Origin of the sequence: Paeniglutamicibacter antarcticus (assembly GCF_039544305.1) — a bacterium.
GTDB lineage: Bacteria > Actinomycetota > Actinomycetes > Actinomycetales > Micrococcaceae > Paeniglutamicibacter > Paeniglutamicibacter antarcticus_C.
The window spans coordinates 246,884-263,697 of sequence record NZ_BAABLK010000022.1 but is presented as its reverse complement, the minus strand read 5'-3'; the positions used below and the strand labels follow the sequence as shown (position 1 = coordinate 263,697).

General features: G+C 63.7%; 16 protein-coding genes, 1 pseudogene and 1 riboswitch. Of the genes and pseudogenes, 12 read left to right on the top strand and 5 right to left on the bottom strand.

The annotated features are described in order from the left end of the window. The first annotated feature begins 41 nt into the window (after nt 1–41). A riboswitch (TPP riboswitch) is annotated at nt 42–135 on the top strand. A gap of 75 nt (nt 136–210) precedes the next feature. The 6 genes and pseudogenes from ABEA12_RS06245 to ABEA12_RS06225 all read left to right on the top strand — a co-directional run bounded on the left by ABEA12_RS06245 (nt 211) and on the right by ABEA12_RS06225 (nt 4,049). Continuing rightward, nucleotides 211–975, top strand: coding sequence for a 3-oxoacyl-ACP reductase (locus ABEA12_RS06245; protein ID WP_210099744.1), 765 nt, complete (start codon nt 211–213; stop codon nt 973–975). A gap of 16 nt (nt 976–991) precedes the next feature. Continuing rightward, nucleotides 992–2,326 carry an LLM class flavin-dependent oxidoreductase gene (locus ABEA12_RS06240; RefSeq protein WP_210099743.1) on the top strand — a complete coding sequence of 445 codons (1,335 nt, stop codon included), beginning with the start codon at nt 992–994 and terminating at the stop codon, nt 2,324–2,326. Between the two features lie 65 nt (nt 2,327–2,391). After that, a complete protein-coding gene (locus tag ABEA12_RS06235; protein WP_345467007.1) occupies nt 2,392–2,748 on the top strand; it encodes a hypothetical protein in 357 nt (118 codons plus the stop codon). 165 nt (nt 2,749–2,913) lie between these two features. Continuing rightward, nucleotides 2,914–3,225: pseudogene (locus ABEA12_RS18640) on the top strand (thermonuclease family protein); the annotation flags it as partial. 136 nt (nt 3,226–3,361) lie between these two features. After that, nucleotides 3,362–3,739, top strand: coding sequence for an RNA-binding S4 domain-containing protein (locus ABEA12_RS06230; protein ID WP_210099741.1), 378 nt, complete (start codon nt 3,362–3,364; stop codon nt 3,737–3,739). A gap of 82 nt (nt 3,740–3,821) precedes the next feature. After that, nucleotides 3,822–4,049, top strand: coding sequence for a PLDc N-terminal domain-containing protein (locus ABEA12_RS06225; RefSeq protein ID WP_210099740.1), 228 nt, complete (start codon nt 3,822–3,824; stop codon nt 4,047–4,049). Nucleotides 4,050–4,301: 252 nt separating this feature from the next. Here the strand turns inward: ABEA12_RS06225 and ABEA12_RS06220 are convergent, their stop codons facing one another. Further along, a complete protein-coding gene (locus ABEA12_RS06220) occupies nt 4,302–5,318 on the bottom strand; it encodes a D-2-hydroxyacid dehydrogenase (protein WP_210099739.1) in 1,017 nt (338 codons plus the stop codon). A 138-nt stretch (nt 5,319–5,456) separates the two neighbouring features. Here ABEA12_RS06220 and ABEA12_RS06215 point away from each other — a divergent pair, with 138 nt between their 5' ends. Continuing rightward, complete coding sequence (locus ABEA12_RS06215; RefSeq protein WP_210099738.1) at nt 5,457–6,338, top strand: PaaX family transcriptional regulator; 882 nt, start codon at nt 5,457–5,459, stop codon at nt 6,336–6,338. Between the two features lie 107 nt (nt 6,339–6,445). On the opposite strand, the gene ABEA12_RS06210 is transcribed toward ABEA12_RS06215, so the two are convergent. Beyond that, on the bottom strand, nt 6,446–6,865 hold the full coding sequence (locus ABEA12_RS06210; RefSeq protein WP_345467001.1) for a RidA family protein: 420 nt from the start codon (nt 6,863–6,865) through the stop codon (nt 6,446–6,448). A 142-nt stretch (nt 6,866–7,007) separates the two neighbouring features. Between ABEA12_RS06210 and ABEA12_RS06205 the strand changes: the two genes are divergently transcribed. The 5 genes from ABEA12_RS06205 to ABEA12_RS06185 all read left to right on the top strand — a co-directional run bounded on the left by ABEA12_RS06205 (nt 7,008) and on the right by ABEA12_RS06185 (nt 13,422). Further along, nucleotides 7,008–7,859 (top strand): fumarylacetoacetate hydrolase family protein, encoded by an 852-nt coding sequence (locus ABEA12_RS06205; protein WP_210099737.1) that lies wholly within the window; start codon nt 7,008–7,010, stop codon nt 7,857–7,859. Between the two features lie 42 nt (nt 7,860–7,901). After that, entirely contained in the window at nt 7,902–8,387 is a 486-nt protein-coding gene (locus ABEA12_RS06200) for a cupin domain-containing protein (RefSeq protein ID WP_210099736.1), read from the top strand. Beyond that, a complete protein-coding gene (locus tag ABEA12_RS06195; protein ID WP_210099735.1) occupies nt 8,384–9,253 on the top strand; it encodes an acyl-CoA thioesterase in 870 nt (289 codons plus the stop codon). Before ABEA12_RS06200 ends, ABEA12_RS06195 begins: the two co-directional genes overlap by 4 nt. A 57-nt stretch (nt 9,254–9,310) precedes the next feature. Beyond that, entirely contained in the window at nt 9,311–10,942 is a 1,632-nt protein-coding gene (locus tag ABEA12_RS06190) for an AMP-binding protein (protein ID WP_210099734.1), read from the top strand. Between the two features lie 71 nt (nt 10,943–11,013). Further along, a complete protein-coding gene (locus tag ABEA12_RS06185; protein WP_210099733.1) occupies nt 11,014–13,422 on the top strand; it encodes a bifunctional salicylyl-CoA 5-hydroxylase/oxidoreductase in 2,409 nt (802 codons plus the stop codon). A gap of 432 nt (nt 13,423–13,854) precedes the next feature. Here ABEA12_RS06185 and ABEA12_RS06180 read toward each other — a convergent pair whose 3' ends face one another. The 3 genes from ABEA12_RS06180 to ABEA12_RS06170 form a co-directional block, all read right to left on the bottom strand. Next, nucleotides 13,855–14,262 (bottom strand): RidA family protein, encoded by a 408-nt coding sequence (locus ABEA12_RS06180; RefSeq protein ID WP_210099732.1) that lies wholly within the window; start codon nt 14,260–14,262, stop codon nt 13,855–13,857. 72 nt (nt 14,263–14,334) lie between these two features. After that, nucleotides 14,335–15,993: a thiamine pyrophosphate-binding protein gene (locus ABEA12_RS06175; protein WP_210099731.1), complete on the bottom strand. Its 1,659-nt coding sequence runs from the start codon at nt 15,991–15,993 to the stop codon at nt 14,335–14,337. After that, nucleotides 15,990–16,772 carry a cyclase family protein gene (locus ABEA12_RS06170; RefSeq protein WP_210099730.1) on the bottom strand — a complete coding sequence of 261 codons (783 nt, stop codon included), beginning with the start codon at nt 16,770–16,772 and terminating at the stop codon, nt 15,990–15,992. Before ABEA12_RS06170 ends, ABEA12_RS06175 begins: the two co-directional genes overlap by 4 nt. Between the last annotated feature and the right edge of the window lie 42 nt (nt 16,773–16,814).

Genomic DNA, 16,814 nt, shown 5'->3' with positions numbered 1-16,814 from the left:
TCATTCGGCTTTGCAACGGGGCCGGTGCTATGTTGGGCGCAGGACACGACACGGGGTGCCGCTTGGCGGCTGAGAGTTAGACCCGTTGAACCTGATCTCGATAATCCGAGCGAAGGGATGCCGGTCCGGCATGAATTGCGGCAAGGCAATTTGCCACAGCTTTTCGTGCTTCGACGGCACCCTTGCGCACTACCGAAAGGTGTTGGCAAGATGCTTATCAAAGACCAGATCGTATTGATCACCGGGGCCGGCCGCGGACTGGGCGCCGACGTTGCCCGTTCATTCGCCCGCGAGGGCGCCCGCCTGGTACTGAATTACCGAAACAGCGAGGCCGCGGCACAGGAACTGGCCAGCGAGTTCGGTGCGGAACGAGCCATTGCCTTGCAGGCGGACGTCACCGATGCGGGCCAGGTCTCTGAGTTGGTCCGGGCGGGCGTCAAGCACTTTGGCGCCCCGATCACCACTGTCATCAACAACGCACTGCCCGACTTTTCCTTCAACGGCGACGCACGCTCCAAGGCCGAGGTCATTGCCTACGCGGAATTCGGCACCCAGTTCTCGGGCATCGTGGGCGGGGCGTTGAACACCATCCAGGCGACACTGCCGGGAATGAAGGAAGCCGGTTTCGGCGCAATCGTCAATGTCGGCACTAACCTCTTCCAGAACCCCGTGGTTCCCTACCACGACTACACCGCCGCCAAGGCCGCGCTGCTTGCCTTGACCCGTACCTTCGCCGCCGATCTGGGACCGGAGAACATCCGCGTCAACATGGTTTCCGGCGGCCTGCTGCGCACCACCGATGCCTCGTCCGCGACCCCGGAGGAGGTCTTCGACCTGATCGCCAGCGGCACACCGCTGCGCAAGGTCACCACGCCGGCCGAATTCGCCGACGCTGCCCTGTTCTTCGCCTCCCCCTGGTCCCGGGCGGTGACCGGCCAGAACCTGGTTGTCGACGGCGGACTGGTGATGAACTAGGAAACGGAAAACCCTCATGGCTACGACACCCCAAATGCATCTCAACGCCTTCATCTACGGCGCCGGCCACCACACCATGGGCTGGCGGCACCCCGATTCCAGCGCGGATAGGGTCAGCGACATCGCCTACTACGAGGAACTTGCCCGGCTTGCCGAGCACGGTTGCCTCGACGCCGTGTTCTTCGCCGATGGGCAAAGCCTCAACCGCGAATACTCGGCAGGCATCCCCTGGCTCTTGGAACCGGTAACCGCATTGAGCGCCATGGCCCGGGCCACCACCCGCGTCGGGCTGGTCACCACCATCTCGGCCAGCTTCTACACCCCCTTCCATGCTGCTAGGCTACTGGCCTCGCTGGATCACATCAGCGGCGGCCGCGCGGGCATCAACGTGGTGACTTCCATGTTCGATACCGAGGCCCGAAATCATGGGATGGACGCACTTCCCGCCCATGCACAACGCTACGAGCGGGCCGAGGAGTTCGTTGACGCGGTCCAAGGGCTGTGGGATTCATGGTCGGACACGGCCCTGGTTGTTGATCGGGAAGCCGGCCAATACCTTGATCCCTCCCAGATCCGCCCGATCAACCACCGCGGCAAGCACTTCTCCGTGGACGGCCCCCTGACCGTCCCCCGGTGCCCGCAGGGCCGGCCGGTGCTCTTCCAGGCCGGGTCCTCCGAGGCGGGGCGTTCCTTTGCCGCCCGGTACGCCGAGGCGATCTATTCGGTGTCCTGGGACCTGGAATCTGCATTGGAATACGCTGCGGACCTTCGCGGGCGGCTGGAATCCGCGGGCCGGGACGGCAGTTCTGTTCCCATCCTTCCGGGGCTGGTCACCTACGTCGGCGCCACGGCCGAGGAAGCCCACGGGAAGAAGCGCGAGCTGGACGCCTACCTGGATATCGAGGCCGCCATAACCCAGCTGAACACGTTCACGGGCCAGGACTACTTTGCGGATCCGCTGGATGCACCGGTGGCCCCGTTGCCCCCGGCCGAGGGGTTCTCCGGCCCCCAAGGCCGTTATCTCACCGTGCGGCGGATCATTGAGACTAAGAGTCCCACGCTTCGGGAGTTGTTGGGTTTCCTGGCCGCAGGCGGCGGGCACGCAACCATGATCGGCAGCGCTGTCGAGGTCGCCGACGAGATCGAGGAATGGTTCCTCACCGGCGCTTGTGACGGTTTCAACCTCATGTGCCCCAGCTTCCCGGCGGGATTGGACGATTTCGTGGAACTCGTGGTGCCGATTCTTCAGGAACGGGGTTTGTTCCGTACCTCGTATCAGGGAAGCACGCTGCGCGAGACAATGGGCTTGGCCAAGCCGACACGCACGGAACCGGCACAGGTTCGGCGGTAGTTTCCGCTGCTGCCTTGGGTGGGAGCCGCTCGGGCTGCCACCCACCGGAGACTACGATGGAAGCCATGAGACTCACACGATCCACCCTTGGGGCATTCGCGGCCGCGGCGCTCTTGCTGCTCACGGTGAGCGGTTGCACGGCGATTGCCGGCACCGCTTCTTCGGCTGCGTCCTCGGCAGCCGGACAGCTGGCCGAGGGCGCAAAGAAGGAGCTCATCAAGGCAGTATGCGCACCCGTCAGGGACGGCAGCATCAACGCCGAGGACCTCAAGGTCGTTTCTTCCATGGTCGATGCAGTGCGCGAGGGCGGCCTGCCCAAGGAATTCATCAGCGCCCTGGACGACGTGGCGGGCTCTGGTGACAAGGTGCCGGCCCAGGCCCAGGCGCGGCTCGTCTCGGCGTGTGACAACGCACTGATCTAGGTGCCGGGGACCACCAAGGGCGCCGGATTCCGGGCCGGAGCGCTCGTTCTGTGGCAAGCCATTGCCGTTGGCGGCTACTGTTTGGTCGCCTCCAAGGACTCCCCCGGTACCTCCGCAACGAGCGCGCCGATCCAACACGTCGGGGATGGGGACACCGTGTAAGTCCTGCTGGAGGGCGCCGGGACCAAGGCCCTTCTGCTCAACGCCGATGCCGCGGAAATTGCCCACCAGACCCAGCCGGGGCAGTGCTTTGGAGAAGAAACCTCCCAGTTCCTTGCCCGGAAACGGCTCGCAGCGTCTAAGGTCCGTCTCACAATCGATGAGAAACGCCACGACCGCACCCTGGCTGCCCTGACCCGCAAGGGCCAACTCATCAATGGGCCGTTGGCCCTGAGCGGCCATGCGAAAGCCATGAAGGTAAAGCCGAATCTCAAGTGCCATGACCAACTGCGTGCTGCGCAAAGGCAAGCGCAACAAAAACAATGCGGGCATCTTCAATCCCGCCACAGGATGCCGCTAACCCCGGCTTTCCTTGCCCGACAAGGCAGCAAGCATTTCCACCCCTGGGGCAACATGACCGCGGGGCGGCAGCGGCGATGGTTAGACTGGCGGAGTGAAGCAGCAATCCAAAGCCGTCAGAATCGATGCCTGGTTGTGGTCGATCCGCGTCTACAAGACCCGCTCGGCGGCGACCACCGCGTGCCGAGCCGGGCACGTTCGCCTCAACGACAAGCCCGCAAAAGCAGCCCAGATCGTTGTTCCCGGAGATACCATCCGCGTCAGGCAGTCCGGGTTCGACCGGATCCTGGAAGTTACCGCAGTGATTTCCAAGCGGGTCGGTGCCGATGTCGCAGCGCGCTGCTACCTTGACCACACTCCGGTCCGTCCCAAGGAAGTCATCCCCCAGGTCCCCGTTAGGGACCGGGGCACCGGGCGTCCCACCAAGAAGGACCGGCGCGAGATGGAACGGCTGCGGGACCAGTTCCGGTAGACCGGCGACTACGATGAGAAGTACCTGCTGGATGCACGGTTCGAATACGTTGTACCCGCAACACCCCCGATTGAGGAGAAACATGGCTCAGAAGAAACGCTGGAACGAATTTTCACTTGTTTCACGCTGGCGCATCGTGATCTTGGGAATCATCCAGCTGGGCCTTCAGTTTGTCGCGTTGCGCGATTTGGCCAAACGGCCCGCGGCCGACGTACGCGGCTCGAAGAGTGCCTGGGCCGCAGCGTCGTTCATCAACTTTGTCGGGCCCCTCGCATACCTTGCCCTCGGGCGGGCCCGAAGCACGAAGTAGCATTTCGCTGTCTTGAGCCCCATTATTCATGGAGTGAGGGGGCTCAAGCAGTGAGGCGTTGGCCTGGCGACCACGCTCGGCATTGCTTCCTGGCTCGCTTGGACGGACGCCTTCAACGGGTGCTGCTTCGATGCGGTCTCACCATCACTGGGCAACGGATGCCTCCGCAGAACGAAACCGTGTCTGCTTCCCCGGACCGATTGGCACTGCTGCGCCTCTAGATTGCAGCACGGCCTGGCTTATCGGCCATCACTAGTACCCAAGTGCCGGGTCGTAGGAATTTATGAGTTCCTCCCCTTCCAGGTGTTTGCGCAGGTTCTTGATGAAGAGCTCCATGATCCGCTCGTTCTCGGCATCTACGTTGGCCGCATTGTGCGGCGAGAGGAGCAGGTTCGGGGCATCCCACAACGGGTGGCCGGCCGGCAACGGCTCTGGGTCCGCCACGTCCAGGACCGCGCCGCCAAGATGGCCGCTGGAAAGCGCATCGATCAAGGCGCCCTGGTCGATCACCGGTCCGCGGGCCAGGTTCACCAGGAACGCACCTTGCTTCATCTTGGCGAGCTTACCCCTGTTGATCAGTCCCGTGGTTTCCTCGGTCAACGGGCAAGCGAGGACCACGATGTCGTACTCGCCGAAGTTGCAATCATCCAAGGCGATGGAACGTTCGAAGGGATCACCGAGTGCGCGCAATCCCCTGACTGCTCCGTCGCAGCGCACACCCATGAAGTCCAGGGTCCTGGCCACTTCGCTGCCCATGCCGCCGGCTCCAACGATCAAGGCTTTCATGCCGTGCAGGGTGCTCGATCCACCAATCGGCCAGCGCTGTTCGCGCCGCTGGGCCTCAAGACGCGGCAGTCCGCGAACGAAGTACAGCAATCCCGCGAGTGCGAATTCCGCCAACGGCTTGGCGTGGACGCCTGCGGCAGTGGTGATCCGGACCTTCCCTTTAGTGTGTCCCAAGGCCTTTGCCCGTGTGCCGACCCCTGCCTGCGCCGCCTGGATCCATTCGAGGCAGGGGCAGTGCTCTTGCCATGATTGCGGTTCCCACCAGTCGAAATCAAGCATGATCGTGGCCTTTGCCAGGAGTTCGCGCCATTCGGCCATCTGCTCGGTGGTGAGCTCGCGGACGTTGCCGCGATGGTCGGCACCGAACCGCGGGACCGGCAATAGCTCGGGCCGGTAGATGACATCGACTTCCGGTGTGTTGGCGATCAGTTTCTCAACCAGTTCTTCCTGGAAATACGAGCCAATCAATACCTGTGGGCGCATGGAACCTTGGACCTCTTTCAGCGGGCGGGGACGGACGGGATCCGGTCGGCAGCAAGTTCGTTCGTCGTCATAAGAGCGACACGCCTGAAAACCTGACCCTCGGACAGGCTACCGTGCGCGATTCGATAAGGTGAGCGCATGACCACACATGTAGGCGACCGCAAGGGTCCCCGGGAGCCTCAGGTTCCGCGGCACCATCAGCTCATCGTCTCGCTGTTCGGTCTTTACGCACGCCAGCACGGCGGCGGGTTGGCTGTTGCAACGATTATTGCGTTGATGCAGGACATCGGAGTCGAGTCCACGGGAACCCGCTCCTCGATCTCGCGCCTGAAGAAACGCGGGGTCATCGACAGTGTCCAGGTGGGTGGCCGCAACGGGTATGCGTTGGCACCGTCGGTCATCGAAACCTTCAATGAGGGCGATGATCGAATTTTTCATCCGCGTCGCGCAAAAAAGGGTGACCAGTGGCTGCTGGCGACCTTCACCGTCCCGGAATCCCAACGCCATATACGGCACAAGATCCGTTCATCGCTGGTTCGCATGGGATTTGGTTCCGTCACCCCGGGGCTTTGGATCGCACCGGGATACCTGCGCGATTCGGTGCTGGCCTACTTCGATACCCGCGGACTGGACGAGTACCTCGAGTTCTTCATGGCAGACCATGTCGGCGGCGCCGACCTGCACAAGAACATCGGGTCGTGGTGGGACCTGCCTGCACTGGATGCCTTGTACTCGGATTTCCTGGAGCACAACCGTGGCATCCTCGAAGCGTGGCTCCAGCGGGAGCAGCTGCCCGGCGACCACGGCTCCGACGCCCGCGCCTTTGCCGATTACCTGGTGCTGATCACCCAATGGAGGCGTCTGCCCTACCTAGACCCCGGGTTGCCCATCGAATTCCTGCCAGAGAACTGGAACGCGCTGGAAGCGGAGCGTCTGTTCCAGAAGCTTCACGCCCTGTTGGCACCCCGCGCCGAACGCCATGCCGACCGCGCCATCGAGAACCAAGTAGTCGCTGGCTGACTGAGCCCCGTCCACGTAAAAAACCGTGCCGTGCAGTCGGGTCCCGAAGGGGATCCGACTGCACGGCACGGTTTTTGGTATCTGGGCCGGACTGGTTTCCGGGAGGCCTAAGCGCGGTCCTGGATCACCGCTACGCCCTGGATCTCGATAACGGCTTCTTTCTGCCAGAGTCGGCTCACGCCCAGGCCCGCCAGTGCAGGGTACTTGCTGCCGGCCATTTCGCGCCACAGCTTGCCGATCTCACGGCCGTTGGCCAGGTAGTCATCGACATCGGTGAGGTAGATGGTCACCGATACCAGGTCCTCGGGGTGTCCGCCGGCCTCGACAAGGGTGGCGAGCACGTTGGAGAACGCCTGCTTGAACTGGTCCACGATGTTGCCCGGAACGATCTTCATGTCCTTGTCAAGGGCCGTTTGCCCGCCCAGGTACACGGTCTTTCCGGCCAGGACACCATGTGCGAACCCGGAGGGCTTTCCCAGCGAATCGGGATTGATCACGAGGTTCTGGATGAGGGTCGTTTCGGTCATCTTGATCTCCTATGGGTTCCACGTGGCGATTGCGGACATCCGCTCTAGCGCCGGACTAGTGATGCGTGTTACATTGAGGATACGTGACGGCGGTCAAAAAGTCGACACAACATATTTCACGGCAGGCAAAGGGGCCAACGACATGAAACTCGCAACGGTTCGGCTAGGTGGCCGCACGACCGCCGCCTTGGTGGTGGCCGGAGGCTACCAGCCGCTGCCCGCACGCAACCTCAGCGAACTGCTGGCCCAGCCCGGCTGGAAGTCGATCATCCACGAGGCCGCCACGGGGCATTGCGGGCCCACGGTCGTTCCGGCCTCCGAGGTCGAGGTGCTGAATCCGATGCCCACCCCGGGAAAGGTCATTTGCTGCGGATTGAACTACACGGAGCACATCCTCGAAATGGGCCGCGATCTTCCCGATTACCCCACGCTCTTCGCAAAGTTCGCCGACACCCTCACCGATCCCGAGGCCCCGATCGTTGCCGATGAATCCCTGAGCATCGATTGGGAAGCCGAGCTGGCCGTGGTCGTAGGCTCGAGGCTGAAGGATGCCAACGAGGACGAGGCTGCGGCGGCGATCGCCGGCTACACCGTGGCCAACGACATCTCCATGCGCGACTGGCAGCGCAGGACACTGCAATGGTTCCAGGGCAAGGCGTTTGACGCGACGACCCCGCTGGGGCCGGTGTTGGTCACCACCGATGAGATCGACCCCGAGAAGGGCCTCGAGGTCCTGTGCAGCGTTAACGGCGAAGTCCTCCAGCGCGGCAACACCAGCACCCTGGTCTTTTCCGCCGCCAAGCTCCTGGCCTACATCTCCACCTTCACCGTGCTGCGCCCCGGCGACGTCGTACTCACCGGGACCCCCGGAGGGGTCGGCATGGGTATGGTTCCGCCGCGTTTCCTCAAGGACGGGGACGAACTGGTCACCGAGATCCCAGGAATCGGAACATTGCGCAACCGCATCAGCCTCCGCGCCGACGCCAACCTCTAACCGCTCTTCTTCAACCAACAACCCAGCAAAGGAAGAAAGACCATGAAGAACACCACACCCACCGTGCACCACGCCGATGGGGACAATTCGATTTACGCGGGCAGCGACGGAGTTGTTGTTCCGGTGGTCACGCGCAAGGGCGAGGAAGATACCAACACCGCACAGTCCGGTGACTGCGTCCGTGTTTCCGGGGTCAGCATCCAGCACACCCCGGCCACCAAGATCTGGTTCGGCCAGGTATCCAACACCCCGGGCTACCGCTCCCTCCCCCACCACCACGGCGAGGCCGAGACCGGCGGCTATGTCCTGCGCGGCCACGGACGGATCTACTTCGGCGAAAACTACGCACACCACCTCGACATGGCGGCCGGGGACTGGGTCTTTGTCCCGCCCTTCATGCCACACGTCGAGGCCAACATGTCAATCACCGAGGAGCTGGTCTGGCTGACCGCACGCACCCCGGAGAACATCGTGGTGAACCTCGAGGAAGTCCCCGACGAAACCCTGGAAGGATACCGCCGGGCATGAGCTCACAGATCTTCCTTGACGCCATCAAACTGACCCCTTGCGACGCCGAGGTCTTCGACACGGCCTACACCGCCATCCCCCAATACGTTCCGTGGCCCAAGGCCTACGGCGGGGACATGGTGGCCCAGGGTGCCTCAGCCATGATGCGTTCGGTGACCGGGGACCGCGAGCTGCATTCGATGCACTCCTACTTCCTTCGTCCCGTAGACATGAACATCGCCGTTCGCTACGAGGTCGAGTTGATGCGCGACGGACGCGGTTATTCGACCCGCCAGGTCCGCGGCTTCCAGAACGGCAAGGCCGTCTACACCGGATTGGGCTCCTTCCACGTCCCGGAGAACGGCCCGGAACAAGCCTCCACTGCGCCGTCGGAGTACCTTGATATCGATCCCGAAACCCTGGCCAGTGCTGCCACTGTGCTTGCCTCGGCCGAGGGCCCGGCCGCGGACTACTGGTCCACCGGCAGGTCCTTCGACATGCGTCACGTTCCCGGGGCACTCTACCTCGACGTCGATGGCGCACCCACCGCCCACCAGGCGGTCTGGGTCAAGGCCTTCACCCAGCTTCCCGATGATGCGATCACCCAGCGCGCGGCCCTGGCCTACGTCTGTGACTACACCATCCTCGAACCGCTGCTGCGGACCCAAAACCTGTCGTGGAGCACCGAGGGGCTTATCACCGCCAGCCTGGACCATTCCATGTGGTTCCATCGCAGCGGACGGGTGGACGACTGGGTCCTCTACGTCCAGGAAGCCATTTCCAGCCAAAACAACCGGGGCCTGGCGTTGGGCCGTTTCTACACCCGTGGGGGCCAGCTGCTGGCCACCGTCGCCCAGGAAGGCATGATCCGCCCTCCACGCGGCTAAGGCCCACCCGCAACGCTGCACCTTGAAAATCGACTCCTGGAAAGAGACGGCAAGTTCATGGAATTATCGCCCACGGCCCACCAAGACACCTTTACCCGTGACCACCTTCCGCCGCAGGATTTGTGGCCCACCCTCGAATTCACGCTCCCCGAGCTGCAATACCCCGACCGACTCAACGCCGCCACGGTGCTGATCGACGACGCCGTCGAACGGTTCGGGGCCGATTCCCCGGCGCTGCTGGCACCGGATGGATCGAGGCAAAGCTACGGCGAGCTGCTCGCCCGGTCCAACCAGGTCGCCCAGGTGCTCACCGAGGACTTCGGGATCGTGCCGGGGAACCGGGTCATGCTCAGGGCACCCAACAATGCCTGGCTCGTGGCCTGCTGGTTGGGCGTGCTGAAGGCCGGTGCCGTGGTGGTCACCACCATGCCAGCGCTACGCGTCACCGAAATAGGCAAGCTAGCCAGCCTGACCAGGCCGGCACTGATGCTGTGCGACCACCGGTTCATTGATGATGCCCAGCTCGCCGCGGGCTCGGCCTACCCCGTCGTTCCCGTCGGGTCAGGCGAGGACAAGGACCTGGTAGCGCTGGCGGCAACCAAGTCCACGGAATTCACCAACATCACCACGGCTGCCGACGATGTCGCGTTGCTGGGTCCGACCTCGGGCACCACCGGCACCCCGAAGATCACCATGCACTTCCACCGCGACATTCTGGCCAACGCCGACACCTTCGCCCGGCATATCCTGGCACCGACCCCCCGGGATGTCTTTGCCGGCTCCCCTCCACTGGCCTTCACCTTCGGACTGGGCGGACTGGTGGTCTTCCCGCTGCGGTTCGGAGCCAGCACCCTGCTCACCGAACGCACCACCCCGCTCGAGCTTGCCCAGCTTTCCCACGATGCCGGGGCCACCATCCTTTTCACCGCGCCCACGGCCTATCGCGCGATCCTCAAGGAGAACCGGGGCGACTTGCTGCGCACGCTGCGCCTTGCCGTCTCCGCCGGAGAGCATCTTCCGGCGGCCACCTGGCAGGCAGTGAAGGAAGCCACCGGGCTTGAGCTGATCGACGGGATCGGGTCCACCGAGCTTCTGCATGTATTCATCTCCGCCGCCGGTGCAGACATCCGCCCCGGTGCCACCGGGCTGGCCGTACCCGGCTACCGCGCTACCATCCTTGATGGCGAGGGTGCCGAGCTGGGTCCCGACGAGGTCGGCCGCCTGGCCATCATTGGTCCCACGGGCTGCCGGTATCTCGACGACGAGCGCCAGCACGCCTATGTGTCCAACGGCTGGAATGTCACCGGGGACACCTTTGTGCGCGATGCCGACGGCTATTTCACTTACCAGGCACGCAGCGACAACATGATCGTTTCCTCGGGCTACAACATCGGTGGGCCGGAAGTCGAGGAAGCCCTCATTCAGCACCCCGACGTGCTGGAAACCGCCGTGGTGGCACGGCCCGACAACCACCGCGGTTCGGTGGTCTGCGCCTTCGTGGTCCTGATCGAGGGAATCGAGGGGACCGAAGCCAAGGCCGTCGAACTCCAGGACTTCGTCAAGTCCGTCATTGCACCCTATAAGTACCCGCGCGACATCCGCTTTGTCGATGAACTTCCGCGAAACCCCAGCGGCAAGCTCCAGCATTTCAAGCTGCGCGAAGCTCTGTCCGAATCACCCGTTCAATAGCCCGTACTTCCGAGCAGCATGCCCAGCCGCAACAACCGGCCGTGTTCACTGCCCTCCGAAAGGACCCCAAAATGAAAATCGCAATTGTTGGCGGCGGCCCCGGCGGCCTGTACTTCGCAGCCCTCATGAAGCAGCTTGACCCGGCGCACGATGTGACCGTCTGGGAACGCAATGCAGCCTCGGACACCTTCGGCTTCGGCGTTGTCTTCTCCGATGAGACCCTCGGCGGCATCGGCAATGCTGATACCGTGATCGCCGATTACATGTCCCGCCGTTTCGCCCGTTGGAGCGACATCGACATCCACTTCCGCGGAGAGATGCACACCGTCGGCGGCCAGGGCTTTGCCGCCATGAGCCGCAAGGAGCTGCTCGAGCTGCTCCAGCGCCGTTGCATCGAGCTCGGGGTGGACGTGCGCTTTTCCACCCTCGCCCCGGATGTCGACGAGCTTTCGGCGAACTACGACCTGGTGCTGGCCGCCGACGGGCTGAACTCCTCGATCCGTACCCGCTTCGCCGATTCTTTCAAGCCGTCTCTGGATCCGCGCACCTCCAAGTTCATGTGGCTGGGCACCGACCAAGTCTTCGAGGCCTTCAAGTTCTTCGTCAAGGAGACCGAGGCAGGCACCATGCAGATCCACGGATACCCGTACTCCGAGGAAGGCTCGACCTTCATCGTGGAAATGCACGAGGATGTGTGGCGCGCCGCCGGGTTCGACGAAACCGAAAACGAGGTCTTCGCGCCCGGGCAGAGCGATGAGAAGGCGGTCGCCAAGGTCAGCGAGATCTTCGCCGAGGAACTGGCCGGCTACGAGGTGTTGAAAAACAACTCGAAGTGGATCAACTTCACCACGGTGCGCAACCAGAACTGGCACCATGAGAACATCGTGCTGCTCGGGGACGCTGCACACACCGCACATTTCTCCATTGGCTCGGGCACCAAGCTGGCCATGGAGGATTCCCTAGCCTTGGCCGCCTGCCTGCATGAGCACGGCAGCGTGGCAGAGGCCTTGGCCGCCTATGAGACCGAGCGCCGCCCGGTGGTCGAATCCACCCAGCGTGCCGCCCAGGCCTCGATGGAGTGGTTCGAGAACATCGGGCAGTACAAGGATCAGGACCCGGTACAGTTCTGCTTCAACCTGCTCACCCGCTCACGCCGCATCACCTACGACAACCTGAAACTGCGCGACACCGGTTTCGCGGCCACGGTCGATGAGGACTTCGCCCGGCTCTCCGGAACCGACGAGGTTGCCCCGGCAATGTTCCAGCCGTTCAAGATCGGCGAAATGGAACTGGTCAACCGCGTCGTGGTCTCCCCGATGGACATGTACTCGGCGAAAGACGGGGTACCGGGCGATTTCCACCTGGTGCACCTGGGGTCCAAGGCCATGGGCGGGGCCGGTCTGGTCATGACGGAAATGGTCTGCGTCTCGGACATCGGCCGGATCACCCCCGGCTGCACCGGACTGTACACAGAGGAACAAGGTACGGCATGGAAGCGCATCACCGACTACGTGCATGCGAACTCGAGTGCCAAGATCGGCGCGCAGATCGGGCATTCGGGCCGCAAGGGCTCGACCAAGCTCATGTGGGAAGGCATCGATGAACCGCTGGAGCAGGGAAACTGGAAGGTATTGGCCCCCAGCGCCCTGCCCTACGGAGAAGGCTGCCACGTCCCGGTAGAAATGACCCGCGAGCACATGGACATGGTCCGCGAGCAGTTCGTCACCGCCGCACGCCGGGCCGACGCCGCTGGCTTCGACCTGCTGGAACTGCACGCGGCCCACGGCTACCTGCTCTCTTCCTTCCTTTCCCCGCTGTCTAACACCCGCACCGATGAGTACGGGGGGTCGCTGGAAAACAGGTTGCGCTACCCGCTGGAGGTACTCGACGCCGTGTCCGCCGTGTGGCCGGTCCACAAGCCGATCGGCGTGCGGATCTCCGCAACCGATTGGACCGAGGGCGGCAACACCGAAGAGGATGCACTGGAAATCGCCTCGGCGTTCATCGCCCACGGGGTCAAGTCCATCGATGTGTCTTCCGGGCAGATCGTGCGCAACGAGCGTCCCGCCTTTGGCCGCAGCTACCAGACACCGTTTGCGGACAAAATCCGCAACCAGGTCGCGGCGGCCGCGGGCGTCGCGGTCATCGCCGTGGGTGCGATCTCCTCCTATGACGACGTGAATTCGATCTTGTTGGCCGGCCGAGCAGACCTGGTCGCACTGGGGCGCACCCACCTGTACAACCCGCAGTGGACGTTGCAGGCAGCAGCCGAGCAGGACTATGTCGGTGACGGCGCCACCTGGCCCATGCCGTTCAAGGCCGGTCGCCGCAAGCCGCCGAGTGCCCGCACCGACGCGGTGCGGCCCCGCCTGTCACTGCTGCGCGAGGACGAACAGGACGAGGGCACGGTGCACCTGCGCTGGAGCCCGGGCAAAAATACGGCGCAGGATTCCGCTGACGGGTTGGTGTACAGCGTGTGATCCCCACTCGGGACGGCGGTCCGCCGGCAGGGACTCGACTGGGTGCACGGTCGTTTGTCGACGTTGAGTCGATGCGATGCGCCGTGCGCCCACACCTCGGCAGCCACATCCCTGCCGGCTTCCATGCCCAGGAAATTTCCTGGCGTCGTCCGTCTCCAGTGAATCCGATGGTTGCTCGCCCGTGGCTACCGCTCGGCGACCAGACGCGGCCGTCGGGAACCAAAGTGTAGTCACGGACGAAGTAACGAACGGCATCGGCATCCCAGCCCAAGAGGCTCAGTGTGTCGAGGGCTCCGTTCGCGCGCTCATCCTGCACGATGACGACATGGCCCCAGAGCCATCGTGCGCACTGGACGCTCAGCCAGGGGCTGGCTCCGGCGGCTAATCACCGCCAACGGTGCACCGGCGTGCAGGGCAGCTTCCCTTGCGGATTCAGTCGATGACCGCGGCAACCGCTTCGATCTCCACGAGCTGTCCGGTGTAGCCCAGCACGGTGACTCCCAACAGCGTGCTGGGAACATTGTGTTCAGCGAGGGCATCGCGGACAACCTCCCAGGCCCTCACCAAATCGGCTTGGTCCGGTGACGCAACGAGTACGCGCGTACTGATGACGTCCTGGATCCGGGCACCTGCGGCCGTCAGGGCCAGAACCATGTTCTCGGTTGCCCGGCCCGCTTGCACCGCGTAGTCCCCTATCCCGACGATGGTTCCGTCTTGGTCCAACGGACAGGACCCGGCCAGGAAAACCAGTCGTGCGTTTGCCGGGGCGGTTGCGGCGTAGGCGTACTGCGCAACATCGGAAAGTGCCTCAGCCCCGATGAGAGTGACTGCTTGCGGCATGGTTGCCCTTTCGTCGGATTCGTCGTGACCGATCCCCACCATATCGGTGGGGGATTTCGCCGGCCGGCTGCCTCAGTGCCCCTTGAAGGCTTCGGCCAGCCACCAGGAGCCGGAATCGGAGGCGATTTTCGCATCGATGACCAACGGCGCGCTCGGCTTTGACTCCAACCAAGTCCGCACGGCGTCCAGGTCCTCCAGCGTGCGCACGGTGATTCCCTCGGCGCCGAAGCCGCGGCCGATCGCAGCGAAATCGGTGTCGGGAAACCTCACGGAGCTCATGTCTGCCCCGGGGTCCGCGATCCCGAAGTGGTGCACCTCGGCCGAGTACGCCGCATCGTTGTACACAATGCACACCAGCGGCATCTTCAACCGCACCGCGGTGTCCAGCTCGGCAATGGCCATGTGGAATCCGCCGTCCCCGGTGCCAAGGACCGGCAGTCGGTCCGGCCGCGCGAGGCCCGCGCCGATTGCCGTGGACAATCCGAGCCCGATGGACTGGAAGGCCTGGGTGAAGCAGAACCCGAACTCGTCGGGCACCCAGAGGTATTGGCTGGGGTAGCCCATGAAGTTGCCCGAGTCCACGCTCACGATCCGTTCGTCCGGGAGCAGCTCGTCCAGGGCCTTGGTCAGGGTGCGCGGATCGATGCATTTTCCGTCGGAGAGGTCCTCGAATTCGACCTGGTTCCAGTGGATGGAGTCGTTGATGCGCTCGGCGACACCGTCGTTTCTGTATCCGGTTCGAGGCACGGAGCCGCGTGCCAGCATTTCTTCCAGGGTGTCCCTCGCGCATTGCGCGCTGTCCCCCACCACCCCCAAGTCAATGGGCCGGTTCGCACCCAGGGCAGGCTCCTCCAGATCGACCTGGACCACCACTGTCCCGGCTCCCACCAGCTGCCCGTGGCGCATCGTCCACATGTTCAGTGCGCAGCCGAAAGAGAGAATAAGGTCGGCATCGGTGATCAGTTCCGCGGCCAGCGGTGAGGAAAAACCGCCGGATATGCCCAGGTTGAAGTCATCCTGATTGAACAGACCCTTTGCCACGGCAGAGGTGGCCACCAAGGCACCGGTGTGCCGTGCCAGCCCAAGGATCTCGTCCTTCGCCGCCCGCCCGCCCCGGCCGGCAAGAAACACCGGTCGCTGGGCCTTTTCCAACAGGTCGGCCAGCGCGGCCACCGCACCGTGCGAGGGACGGATCGGTTCCAGCCCCGCAACATGGGCCGGGGTACCTTCATGCTCGTCGGGAACCTTCTGCCCCTGGACATCCAAGGGCAGGTTCAGCACCACGGTGCGCCGGTCATTGACCGCGCGGCGATAGGCCCTGAGGGTGTCCGCCACAGCCGTTTGGGCCGAATGCACGCGCTCGGGAACCGCATACACCGATGCGGCGAAAGCGTCTTGGTCCATGGCGAAGTTCGAATAGACCGCCGAGGGTGCTGCCTCGGCGGCCAGCACGATCATCGGTGTGCGTGATTTTGCTGCCTCCCCGATTCCCGTAGCGGCATTGGTCAAGCCACAGCCCTGGTGCACCGAGAGCAAGGCGACCTTGCCGCTGGTCCGGGCGAAGGCGTCTGCCATGGTCGCGGCCCCGCCTTCGTGGCGGGCCGCGGTGAACGGCACCCCGCAGTCGATCAACGTATTGGTGATGGTGAAGTTCCCGGAGCCCACGACCCCGAAGCAGTGCCCGACCCCTAGCTTCGCCAGGGTCCTGCCAACCAGCTGTGCGACGTTCATGAGTCGTTCTTCTGCACCAGTGCCAGCACACGGGTCGGGGCTCCCGTGCCGCCGACGATGGGCATCGGGGCCACCACGACCATGGACCCGTGGGTGGGCAGCTTGGCCAGGTTCTTCAGTGAGGTGATCCCGTATTTGTCGGCGCCCAGCAGGAAGTGGTGCATCGGGAACGGTGGATCCAGTGCCACCGCGTTGCCGGCATCGATACCGACGGTTTCCACGCCGATTCCGGAAATCTCCAGCTCCTCGGCGATCCATTTGGAGCATTCGGCGGTGAATCCGGGGGTGTGTGAGCCGTTCCCGTCAAGGTTCAGGAACGCTTCCTGGCTGTGTCCATACTGGTCCCAGCCGGTACGGAAGAGCAGCCAGGCGTTCGCAGGGAAGGAACCGTGCTCTTCCTGCCAGGCAACCAGGTGTGGGATATCGATGAGGAAGTCGGGGTCGGCCCCGGCTTCCGTGCTGAAGTCCAGGACCACTGCCGGACCCACCAGGCGGGCCGGTTCGATCTGCGAAACATCCTTGCCCTCGCGCCCGCTGATCCAGTGGACCGGGGCATCAATGTGCGTGCCGATGTGTTCACCGGTGTGGATATTGTGGTGCTTCCAGAACGGACCGGGCTCGTTATAGGCGGAGACTTCCTCAAGGCTGAAGTCGATGAGGTTGGAGAACGGGTCGGGCAACACCAGGGTGGGGGTTTCTGCAGACAACGGCGCGGTCAGGTCGACGATCTCCACGGTTCCGGAGGCAAGCGAGGAAAGGATATTCTGCACGGGGTTCAAGGGTGGGCTCCATCGACGTTGGTGGAAAGACAGGGAATGGCG